The sequence below is a fragment of the Mesorhizobium sp. M0185 genome, assembly GCF_040322175.1.
Lineage (GTDB): Bacteria > Pseudomonadota > Alphaproteobacteria > Rhizobiales > Rhizobiaceae > Mesorhizobium.
Genome location: NZ_JAMYSY010000092.1, coordinates 1 through 10,606, shown reverse-complemented (window position 1 = coordinate 10,606; position 10,606 = coordinate 1). Strand labels below are relative to the sequence as shown.

Here is a 10,606-nt window from a genome sequence, read left to right as displayed (position 1 = left end):
CTCAAAGGCCGGACATATGGACGCAAGCGATCGAAAACGACGCAAAACAACCGTTGCAGGCAGGGCGCCGTCCACATATGGATCCTAGGGTCTGCGCTTCGCTTCGCGTTCGCTCCGCCCTAGGATGACGAAGCACGGCCCTAATGCGCCTCTTCCCAGTTGTTGGCGGCGCGGGCGTCGACGTGCAGCGGCACCGACATCGACACCGCCGGCATGGCGGCGTTCTCCATGACGTGGCAGACGACCGGGATCGTCGCCTCGACCTCGGCTTCGACCGTCTCGAAGACCAGTTCGTCATGCACCTGCAGCAGCATGCGGGCGGAAAGCCTGGCTTTTTCCAGCGCCTCGTCCATACGGATCATGGCGCGGCGGATGATGTCGGCGGCGGTGCCCTGCAGGCGTGCGTTGATCGAGGCGCGCTCGTTGAACGCCCGGACCGAAGGATTTGACGATCTGATTTCCGGATAGTGGATGCGGCGGCCGAAAATGGTCTCGACGAAGCCGTGCTCGCGGGCATAGGCCTTGGTCGCATCGATATAGTCGCGGATGCCGGGAAAGCGCTCGAAATATTTCTTGATGTAGTCGCCGGCTTCCTCGCGCGCGATCGACAGCTGGTTGGCGAGGCCAAAGGCCGAAATGCCGTAGATGATGCCGAAATTGATCGCCTTGGCACGGCGGCGCACTTCCGAAGGCATGCCCTCGACCGGCACGTTGAACATTTCAGACGCGGTGATGGCGTGGATGTCGGCGCCATCGGCGAAGGCCTGTTTGAGCTGCGGGATTTCGGCGACGTGGGCGAGCACGCGCAATTCGATCTGGCTGTAGTCGGCTGAAACCAGCTTGTTGCCCTTGTCCGCGATGAAGGCCGTCCTGATCTTTCGACCCTCGACGGTGCGCACCGGAATGTTCTGCAGATTGGGATCCGAGGACGACAGCCGCCCGGTCGTCGTCGCGGCAAGCGCGTAGGAGGTGTGGACGCGCTTGGTGTCGGGATGGATGAAGCCGGGCAGCGCATCGGTATAGGTCGATTTCAGCTTGGTCAGCTGGCGCCAGTCGACGATCTTGCGCGGCAATTCGTGGCCTTCGGCGGCGAGGTCTTCGAGAAGCTGCGCCGAGGTCGACCACTGGCCGGTCTTGGTTTTTGAACCGCCGGGCAGACCCATCCTGCCGAACAGGATGTCGCCGAGCTGTTTTGGCGAGCCGATGTTGATGCGTTCGCCGACCAGCTGGTAGATTTCGTCCTCAAGCCGTGCGGCACCCTGTGCCAGTTCGCCGGAGAGCCGCGACAGGATCTGCCGGTCGACGGAGATGCCGCGCTGTTCCATCCGCGCCAATACCGGCACCAGCGGCCGTTCCAGCCGTTCATAGACCGAGACCAGGCCCTTGGCGGCAAGCCGTGGCTTCAGCACCTGCCAGAGCCTGAGCGCGACGTCGGCGTGCTCGGCGCCGTAAGCCGTCGCCTTGCCGAGGTCGGCCTGATCGAGGCCGACGAAGCTTCTTCCCGAACCGGCCAGTTCCTTCAGCGGAATGGTCGCGTGGCCGAGCCATTTATCGGCCAGCGCCTCCAGGCCATGGCCACCGTGGGTGCCGGCCTCGAGCACGTAGGAGATCAGCATGGTGTCGTCATAGGGGCCGACCTCGATGCCGTGACGGCTCATGACGACAAGGCGGTATTTCATGTCGTGCACGATCTTGAGGACGGATTTGTCCTCGAGCAGCGGCTTGAGCAACGCCAGCGCGTCGCGGACCGGGACCTGGTTTTCGACCGCGCCGCCGCCGAGCAGGTCGCCATTGCCGTTTTTGTGGGCAAGCGGCACGTAGGCGGCGTGGCCAGGCGCGACGGCCATGGCAAGGCCGATCAGTTCTGCCCGCATCGGATCGGGCGAGGACGTCTTAACGTCGAAGGCGACAATGCCTCTCTCCATCGCCTCGGCGATCCAGGCCTTCAGCGTCGCGGCGTCGCGGATGCAGGCGTAGGCGCCGGTGTCGATCTTGCGGGCGGTGGCAGCCTCCAGGCGAAGCGCCGAAAGCAGGGATGGGGTGTCGCCTTGCTTGGCTGCGGCCGGAGCTTCGAGTGCCGCTTCGTCCGACGGCGGTGCGCTCTCGGCGGCCGCGGGCACGCCAAAACCCATATCGGGGCCATGCGCGGTATCGGCACGCTCTATGGTGACGGGGGTGGCTGGAACGTCGCCGGCGTCGGTTCCGGTCGCTTCGGCCACGCGGCGGGTCAGCGTCGAGAATTCCATGGTCTTGAGGAAGCCGATCAGCCTGGGGCCGTCCGGCGCATGCAATACGAATTCGTCAAGCCCTTCGGTCACCGGCACGTCGTTCTTCAGCCTCACCAGGTCACGCGAAATGCGTGCCTTGTCGGCATTGGCGATGATCGATTCGCGCCGCTTGTCCTGCTTGATCTCGCCGGCGCGGGCGAGCAGCGTGTCGAGGTCGCCGAACTGTTCGAGCAATTGCGCTGCCGTCTTCGGCCCGATGCCGGGCACGCCCGGCACATTGTCGACCGAATCGCCGGTCAGCGCCTGCAGGTCGATCATTTTCTGTGGCGGCACGCCCCATTTCTCGATCACCTCGGGAACGCCGATCTGGCGGTCCTTCATCGGGTCGTACATGGCAACCGTTGGGCCGACCAGTTGCATCAAGTCCTTGTCGGAAGAGATGATGGTGGTGTCGGCGCCGGCTTCGCAGGCAAGCCGGCAATAGGTGGCGATCAAATCGTCGGCCTCGTAGCCTTCCGTCTCAAGGCATGGCAGGTTGAAGGCCCTGGTCGCCTGGCGGATCAGGCCGAATTGCGGGATCAAATCTTCCGGCGGCGCCGAGCGGTTGGCTTTGTATTCGGGGTAGAGGTCGTTGCGGAAGGTCTTCGACGAATAGTCGAAAATCACGGCGAAATGCGTCGGCACGATGCCGACATCGGTGTTGCGGGCGTCCTGCGTCAGCTTCCAGACCATGTTGCAGAAGCCGAGCACGGCACTGGTCGGCAGCCCGTCGGACTTGCGGGACAGCGGCGGCAGCGCGTGATAGGCACGGAAGATGTAGCCGGAGCCGTCGACAAGGAAGAGATGATCGCCTTTTTTCATGGCACGAGGGAATAGCGCGGCGCAGCGCCGCGGTCCATGCCAAAGGCGGCTTGCGCCAAGGGTTCCGGCAACACCCTGACAAATGGCGTGCGAGCCTGGCCGGCCATGGCGGCCTGGCCGGAGCTTTGTTCGCTCACGCCTATGTTACAAAAGTGTAATTTTTGTGCCCTTGAATCGCCACGTTCGCAGACACAGATAAACGCCATCGGCAGTTTTCGCCGAAGTCCGGAGCAAGGCCCGTCCCCCGCCTATCCCGGACACTTGCGGCAGCCTATCCCCCCTCTCCGGGCTGCCGCATCGTTTCGAGTAAAGGCCGCCGTGGTTCCCCTCCACCACGGCGGCATTTTTTTGCCTTTGGACAGGAAGCTGTGGCCCAACGGTCGCGGGCTTTCCGTTTCGCCGCATGGGCTCTAGATTCGCCGCCAGAATCGAAAGGCCCGCCAGATGTCCGCAGTTTCCCCCGTCCTCGACCGCCTCGACAAGAACTTCGACCAGAGCCTGGAACGCCTGTTCGGCCTGCTCGCCATCAAGTCGATCTCCACCGATCCCGACTACGCCGCCGACTGCCGCAAGGCCGCCGAATGGCTGGTCGCCGAGCTCAAGCTGATCGGCTTCGACGCCAGCGTGCGCGACACGCCGGGGCATCCGATGGTGGTCGCGCATCACGACGGGCCGGCGGGCGCGCCGCATCTGCTGTTTTACGGCCATTACGACGTCCAGCCGGTCGATCCGATCGAGCTGTGGGAAAGCGACCCGTTCGCGCCGGCGGTCAAGGAGATCGAGCCCGGCCACAAGGTGATCACCGGCCGCGGCGCGGCCGACGACAAGGGCCAGCTGATGACCTTCGTCGAGGCCTGCCGCGCGTGGAAGCAGGTGCATGGCGGATTGCCGTGCCGAATCACAATCCTGTTCGAGGGCGAGGAGGAGTCCGGATCGCCGTCGCTGAAGCCGTTTCTCGAGGCGAATGCTGACGAGCTCAAGGCCGATTTCGCGCTGGTCTGCGACACCGGCATGTGGGACCGCGATACGCCGTCGATCTGCGTCTCGCTGCGCGGGCTGGTCGGCGAGGAGATCACGGTGACTGCCGCCGACCGCGACCTGCATTCCGGGCTCTATGGCGGTGCGGCCGCCAATCCGATCCGCATCCTGGCAAAGATCCTGGCCGACATCCACGATGCGGATGGTCACGTCACCATTCCAGGTTTTTATGACGGCGTCGAGGAAACGCCGTCGCAGATATTGCAGTCGTGGCTGTCGCTCGGCGAGACGGCAGAGACCTTCCTCGGCCCGATCGGCCTGTCGATCCCGTCCGGCGAAAAGGGCCGCTCGGTGCTCGAGCTCACCTGGGCGCGACCGACGGCCGAGTTCAACGGCATTATCGGCGGCTATACCGGTAAGGGCTTCAAGACGGTGATCGCCGCGCAAGCCTCGGCAAAAGTCTCCTTCCGCCTGGTCCACAAACAGGATCCGGAAAAAATCCGCGCCGCCTTCCAGGCATTCGTCAGGGAGCGCGTTCCGGCCGACTGCTCGGTCGAATTCCATCCGCATGGCGGCTCGCCGGCGATCCAGCTTTCCTACGACTCGCCCTTCCTCGCCAAGGCCAAGCAAGCGCTGTCCGACGAATGGCCGAAGCCGGCGGTGGTGACCGGCAGCGGCGGCTCGATCCCGGTGGTCGGCGATTTCCAGACCTATCTCGGCATGGAATCGCTGCTGGTCGGTTTCGGCCTCGACGACGACCGCATCCACTCGCCGAACGAGAAGTACGAGATGAGCTCCTTCCACAAGGGCCAGCGCTCCTGGGCGCGCATTCTCGAGGCGCTGACACGCTGAAATTGCGCCAGACTCAAGTTTTTGTTGATTTTTCGCCGGATCGCGGCAAGGACGGGCATGGTCTGTCGCGCATCGCTGCACGGGGCCGCGACCGGAGAAGACGATGAGCGACATACGTTTCCACAAAAACGATCTGCCCGGCCTGCTGCATTACGATGTCGGGGCGGTCGCCATCGACACCGAGACGCTGGGGCTGAACCCGCATCGCGACCGGCTCTGCGTCGTGCAGATCTCGCCGGGCGATGGCTCGGCCGACGTCATCCAGATCGCGCCCGGCCAGAAGAAGGCGCCGAACCTCGTCAGCCTGCTTAAGAACCGCAGCATCACCAAGCTGTTCCATTACGGCCGCTTCGATCTCGCCGTGCTCTACAACGCTTTCGGCGTCATGCCGGAGCCGGTGTTCTGCACCAAGATCGCGTCGCGGCTGACGCGCACCTACACCGACCGGCACGGGCTGAAGGACATCTGCTTCGAGCTTCTCGGCGTCGGCCTGTCGAAGGCGCAGCAATCATCGGACTGGGCCGCCGAGACGCTGTCGCCCGAGCAGCTCGAATATGCCGCCTCCGACGTGCTCTATTTGCACCGGCTGCGCGACGTGCTGAGCGCGCGTCTGGCGCGCGACAACCGGACCAGGGAGGCCGATGCCTGCTTCCGCTTCCTGCCGACGCGTGCGAAACTCGACCTGATGGGCTGGGATGAGGAGGATATCTTCGCCCACAGCTAATGGCCTTCATGATAATTCTACTCTGGCGGCCATCTGGCACAGTTTTCTCCGCTTCCGGTGCTCACGGACCCAAATGTCCGCTGCGCTCCGGTTCTCGAAAACCACGCCATATGTCTCGCCGGAGCGAATTCTCCTAAAGGCCATCGGCCAGGAACCAGACGCTTGTCCCGGCGTTCCGTTCGCTTCACCGGGAGAAATGAAAATGGCTGCCCGAAAATCAATCGAAACGGCACCGAAGGACGGCTCCAAGGTCACCGTCTACTGGCAGGACAGCGACGGCGTGATGAACGAGAGCATCGCGCAATACCGTTCGCTCGACCGGCTGAAGGCGGCAGGCGGCGACTGGGACGAAAGCGACGCTGGCTGGTGGGCCTATACGGACGGCCATACGCAAAGGAAGATCGAGCCGATCAGCTGGCGGCCGGCCTCCGACGATGCGGAAGCCGACGACTGAGGGTTGTCGCAACCGCCGAACTGAAGTGATTATTCTGAGGCAACGCGCATTTTGTTCTTGCTTTGTGCCGGCAGCTATGCTATTAATTTCGGTGTGGTGCTCATTGGCTCCAAGGACCCGCCCGCCGAGGCGGGTTTTTCATTTCCGGCTTTGGCGCTGTCGCGGGCCGCAGCCGTTCGGCAAGCGACTGAATACAGTTTACTTCGATTTTTCCCGACTTAACCCGCCTTTAAACCGCCGCATCTAGTCTTCAACCCCAACGCCATAGGCATGGGGAAGACAGCACAGCGCATGGCGAACCGGAAAGACAGCCGCATCGAGCCCAGCTTCGAGGCATCGCCGGCGGCGAGATCCTCGGCTGGTTTTTCGGTAAGCGAGGAGGACCGCGTCGTGCCGAGCAACCGAAAAGCCGCTGCAAAGCGCAAATCGTCCAAGGTCAAGCCGCCCCGCGGCGGGCGCGGCAAAAGCCGGCGCGGCGTCTTCGGCGTGCTTGCCCGGCTGTTCTACTGGTGCTTCGTGCTGGCCATCTGGGGCGGCATCGCCACTGCCGGCATCGTCGTCTATTACGGCGCGAAAATGCCGGCGGCCACCACCTGGGCCATTCCCGATCGCGCCCCCAACATCAAGATCGTCTCGGTCGACGGCCAGCTGCTTGGCAATCGCGGCATGAGCGGCGGCGAGGCCGTCGGCCTGCACGAAATGTCGCCCTATATTCCCGAGGCCGTCATCGCCATTGAAGACCGTCGTTTCTATTCGCATTTCGGCATCGACCCGATCGGCCTTTCCCGGGCCATGGTGACCAATGTGCTGGGCGGGCATTTTTCGCAGGGCGGCTCGACGCTGACCCAGCAGCTGGCCAAGAACCTGTTCCTGACGCCGGACCGCACGCTGGAACGCAAGGTGCAGGAAGTGCTCTTGGCGCTGTGGCTGGAGCACAAGCATACGAAGGACCAGATCCTCGAAATGTACCTCAACCGGGTTTATTTCGGCTCTGGGGCCTATGGTGTCGAAGCGGCCTCGCGCCGCTATTTCGGCAAGAGCGCGCGTGACGTCACGCTGTCGGAGGCCGCCCTTCTCGCCGGCCTGCTCAAGGCGCCGTCGCGGCTGTCGCCGGCGCGCGACCCGAAGGCGGCCGAGCAGCGCTCGCAGCTGGTGCTCGCCGCGATGCGCGACGAGGGCAAGATCAGCGCCAAGGAGATGACCACGGCGATGAGCGCGCCGGCGACGCGTTCGCCGTCCTACTGGACCGGCTCGGAAAACTATGTCGCCGATACGATCATGGAAGAACTGCCCGACCTGATCGGCGACGTGCGCCGCGATATCGTCGTCGACACGACCGTCGATCTGACGCTGCAGAAGCTCGCCGAGCAATCGATCCGCCGGCTGATCGACCAGAGCGGCAAAAAACTCAATGTCAGCCAGGGCGCGCTGGTGTCGATCGACAATTCCGGCGCGGTGCGCGCCATGGTCGGCGGTTACGACTATTCGACCAGCCAGTTCGACCGCGCCTCGGAGGCGCGCCGGCAGCCGGGCTCGGCGTTCAAGCCGTTCGTCTACATGGCGGCGCTGGAATCCGGCCGCACGCCCGACAGCGTGCGCAACGACGCGCCGATCAAGATCGGCAACTGGACGCCCGACAATTACGGCGGCAAATATTTCGGCAAGGTGACGCTGGCGACGGCGCTGGCAAAATCGCTGAACTCGGTTGCCGCGCAGCTGACCATGGAAGTCGGGCCGAATGCGGTGGTCGAGGCGGCGCACCGCATGGGCATCCAGTCCGAGCTGACGGCCAACACTTCGATTGCGCTCGGCACCTCGGAAGTGACGCCGCTGGAACTGACCTCGGCCTATGTTCCCTTTGCCAATGGCGGTTACAAGCCGGACATCCATTTCATCCGCAGGGTCACGACAAGCGACGGCAAGGTGCTCTACGAGAACAATGGCGGCGGCGCGCCGCGGGTCGTCAAGCCCGATGTCGTCGGCATGATGAACTCGATGATGACCGGCACGGTCGAGATCGGCACCGCCAGGAAGGCGGCGTTCGCCTGGCCGGCAGCCGGCAAGACCGGTACCAGCCAGAACTCGCGCGACGCGTGGTTCATCGGCTATACCGCCAATCTCACCACTGGCGTCTGGTTCGGCAATGACGACGGCAGCGCGATGAAGAAGGTCACCGGCGGCGCACTGCCGGCGCAGGCCTGGCATGAGTTCATGGTCGCCGCGCATGAGGGCGTGCCGGTGCGGCCGCTGCCCGGAACCTGGAAGTCGACGCCGCCCGACACCATCGTCCCGGACGACATACCGTCCGACACGCCGCCGCCGGCGCCGGTCGCTTCCGTTGGCCAATCGGCGCCGCCTGTGGCAGCTACCCAGCCGGCTTCGCGTCCCGTGCGTCCCGCCGAGACGGTCGATGCCGGCGGCCTGGCCATGCCGGGGGTCGACAGCGCCACCGGATCGATCAAGCACCCGGTGCCGCCCGGCAATGTCGGCGGCCCGGTCAAGAAGCGGCAGACGTCGATCCTGGACATCCTGACAGGCGGCTGAACAACAGGCCCCCTCGCCACCGCTGCCGCGTTCCGCTACATCTCCCGTTTGGAGACCGCGAATGGCAGAGACCGACACCAGAAAGACCATTGTGCTGACCGGCGCCAGCCGTGGCATCGGCCACGCCACGGTCAAGCGCTTTTCACGCGAAGGCTGGCGCGTCATCACCTGCTCGCGCCAGGCCTTTGCCGAGGACTGCCCGTGGCCGGCCGGCCCGGAAGACCACATCAAGGTCGACCTCGCCGACCAGGAGGATGTCGGCATCGCCATCTCCGAGATCCGCCACCGGCTGGAGGCGCATGGCGGGCAGCTGCATGCGCTGGTCAACAATGCCGGCATCTCGCCGAAGCTCAAGGACGGCAACAGCCGCATGAACTCTATCGACACGCCGATGCATGTCTGGCGCGATGTCTTCCAGGTGAATTTCTTCGCCCCGATCATGCTGGCGCGTGGCCTGTTCAAGGAATTGGCATCGGCCAAGGGCTCGATCGTCAACGTCACCTCGATCGCCGGCACCCGCGTGCATCCCTTCGCCGGCACCGCCTATGCGACATCGAAGGCGGCGCTCGGCTCGCTGACGCGCGAAATGGCGCATGATTTCGGCCCCCACGGCATTCGCGTCAACGCCATTGCGCCGGGCGAGATCGATACGGCGATCCTGTCGCCGGGCACGGAAAAAATCGTCGAGACGATCCCGCTGAGAAGATTGGGCACCACGGCAGAAGTCGCCGACATCATCTTCTTCCTGTGCTCGCAGCAGGCGTCCTATGTGACCGGCTCGGAAATCCACATAAATGGCGGCCAGCACGTTTGAGCGGCTGAGTTTTATCAATCGTCGGCGCTGCCCTGGGGGAGAGGTTGAGGGACGCGCTGCCGACCATACGCAAGTTCCCTGTTGAATGCAGATGATCGGCACTCATCCTTGAACCACGGGCTGGAGTCTCGGCGACCTTGAATGTCTATCAGCCACCCTCACGCGCAGCACCAAGGCGACAGGACTTATGTTTGAGTTTGGGTGCAGACGCGGGCGGAGCCGACCCAGCATTTGAATGGCGACTAGAGCAGGAAGAGCAGCCATGCGCCTCTGGCCCGGATCGCTGCCTCGGCGGCCGGGCTCTTGTGGGCAGCGAGATTGTCGAGGATGACGACATCGCCCTTTGCCAGCGTCGGAGCGAGCTGCGTTTCGACATAGGTTTCGAAGATGCGCCGGTTCATCGGCGTGTCGATAACAAAAGGGGCCGTGAGCCCATGACAGCGCAACCCGGCGATGAAGGTCTGCGTCTTCCAATGCCCGAACGGTGCCTTTGAGCGCAGCCGTTGGCCCTTTAGGCAGCGGCCGCGCAGACGTGTCATCTTCGTAGTGGTTCCGGTTTCGTCGATGAACACCAGCCGATGTGGCTCAAGCCGCATCCGCGGCTGGCGCCTGGTCTGCCACTCCTGCCGCGCCTTGCTGACGTCGGGACGATCTTGCTCGCTGGCCAGCAGCGTTTTTTTTGAAGCGATAGCCATTCCTGATGAGCCAGCGCGAGATCGAGGCAGGAGCGACCTGGACGTCTGTAGCAGCGGCCAGTTCGGCGGCAAGCTCCGGCATGGTGATGTCATCCTTCTCGGCCACACGGCCAAGCAGGAACGCACGATGCGGGTCGAGCTTGGAATGGCGGCGGCCACCGCTGGCCTTGGGCGCCAGGCTCTCGGTCTTTCGATAGTTCCTCATCAGGATCACGACAAACGAAACCGACACCCCAAAATGTGCCGCCGCCGCACGCCGCGAGTGGCCAGCCTCGACAAACCGCACAACACGTTCACGCAAATCGAGCGAATAGGGCTTGGGCATGGCAAATCACCTCCTACAGGAAGTGAATCATGAACCACGCTTCACTGGAATCTGAAGGGTTCTGTGAGGTCCGGGCACAGCCGGGGCACGCAGGCTCGACGTCGGACCTCATTGCAAGCCGGATTGAACGA

The 10,606-nt window shown here is 63.9% G+C and carries 8 protein-coding genes; 5 read left to right on the top strand and 3 right to left on the bottom strand.

Going from position 1 to position 10,606, the window contains the following annotated elements:
• Nucleotides 1-140: 140 nt before the first annotated feature.
• Nucleotides 141-3,089, bottom strand: a complete 2,949-nt coding sequence (gene polA / locus NKJ20_RS33250) for a DNA polymerase I (RefSeq protein WP_352448350.1) — start codon at nucleotides 3,087-3,089, stop codon at nucleotides 141-143.
• A 444-nt stretch (nucleotides 3,090-3,533) separates the two neighbouring features.
• On the opposite strand from polA, the gene NKJ20_RS33245 reads away from it, so the two are divergent.
• The 5 genes from NKJ20_RS33245 (at nucleotide 3,534) to NKJ20_RS33225 (ending at nucleotide 9,455) form a co-directional block, all read left to right on the top strand.
• Nucleotides 3,534-4,919 carry a M20/M25/M40 family metallo-hydrolase gene (locus tag NKJ20_RS33245; protein WP_352749828.1) on the top strand — a complete coding sequence of 462 codons (1,386 nt, stop codon included), beginning with the start codon at nucleotides 3,534-3,536 and terminating at the stop codon, nucleotides 4,917-4,919.
• 103 nt (nucleotides 4,920-5,022) lie between these two features.
• Complete coding sequence (locus tag NKJ20_RS33240; protein ID WP_023675237.1) at nucleotides 5,023-5,643, top strand: ribonuclease D; 621 nt, start codon at nucleotides 5,023-5,025, stop codon at nucleotides 5,641-5,643.
• 202 nt (nucleotides 5,644-5,845) lie between these two features.
• Nucleotides 5,846-6,097 carry a hypothetical protein gene (locus NKJ20_RS33235; RefSeq protein ID WP_352749827.1) on the top strand — a complete coding sequence of 84 codons (252 nt, stop codon included), beginning with the start codon at nucleotides 5,846-5,848 and terminating at the stop codon, nucleotides 6,095-6,097.
• A gap of 291 nt (nucleotides 6,098-6,388) precedes the next feature.
• Complete coding sequence (locus NKJ20_RS33230; RefSeq protein WP_352749825.1) at nucleotides 6,389-8,641, top strand: PBP1A family penicillin-binding protein; 2,253 nt, start codon at nucleotides 6,389-6,391, stop codon at nucleotides 8,639-8,641.
• A gap of 61 nt (nucleotides 8,642-8,702) precedes the next feature.
• Nucleotides 8,703-9,455: an SDR family NAD(P)-dependent oxidoreductase gene (locus tag NKJ20_RS33225; RefSeq protein ID WP_023675240.1), complete on the top strand. Its 753-nt coding sequence runs from the start codon at nucleotides 8,703-8,705 to the stop codon at nucleotides 9,453-9,455.
• 242 nt (nucleotides 9,456-9,697) lie between these two features.
• Here the strand turns inward: NKJ20_RS33225 and NKJ20_RS33220 are convergent, their stop codons facing one another.
• Complete coding sequence (locus NKJ20_RS33220; protein ID WP_352749823.1) at nucleotides 9,698-10,051, bottom strand: transposase; 354 nt, start codon at nucleotides 10,049-10,051, stop codon at nucleotides 9,698-9,700.
• Nucleotides 10,041-10,475 carry a helix-turn-helix domain-containing protein gene (locus NKJ20_RS33215; RefSeq protein ID WP_352619621.1) on the bottom strand — a complete coding sequence of 145 codons (435 nt, stop codon included), beginning with the start codon at nucleotides 10,473-10,475 and terminating at the stop codon, nucleotides 10,041-10,043. Before NKJ20_RS33215 ends, NKJ20_RS33220 begins: the two co-directional genes overlap by 11 nt.
• Nucleotides 10,476-10,606 lie beyond the last annotated feature (131 nt).

What these genes read in the sequence shown, in the direction of transcription:
- polA (WP_352448350.1), bottom strand. Translation starts at nt 3,089, where the DNA reads ATGAAAAAAGGCGATCATCTCTTCCTTGTCGACGGCTCCGGCTACATC.
- NKJ20_RS33245 (WP_352749828.1), top strand. Translation starts at nt 3,534, where the DNA reads ATGTCCGCAGTTTCCCCCGTCCTCGACCGCCTCGACAAGAACTTCGAC.
- NKJ20_RS33235 (WP_352749827.1), top strand. Translation starts at nt 5,846, where the DNA reads ATGGCTGCCCGAAAATCAATCGAAACGGCACCGAAGGACGGCTCCAAG.
- NKJ20_RS33240 (WP_023675237.1), top strand. Translation starts at nt 5,023, where the DNA reads ATGAGCGACATACGTTTCCACAAAAACGATCTGCCCGGCCTGCTGCAT.
- NKJ20_RS33225 (WP_023675240.1), top strand. Translation starts at nt 8,703, where the DNA reads ATGGCAGAGACCGACACCAGAAAGACCATTGTGCTGACCGGCGCCAGC.
- NKJ20_RS33230 (WP_352749825.1), top strand. Translation starts at nt 6,389, where the DNA reads ATGGCGAACCGGAAAGACAGCCGCATCGAGCCCAGCTTCGAGGCATCG.
- NKJ20_RS33220 (WP_352749823.1), bottom strand. Translation starts at nt 10,051, where the DNA reads ATGCGGCTTGAGCCACATCGGCTGGTGTTCATCGACGAAACCGGAACC.
- NKJ20_RS33215 (WP_352619621.1), bottom strand. Translation starts at nt 10,475, where the DNA reads ATGCCCAAGCCCTATTCGCTCGATTTGCGTGAACGTGTTGTGCGGTTT.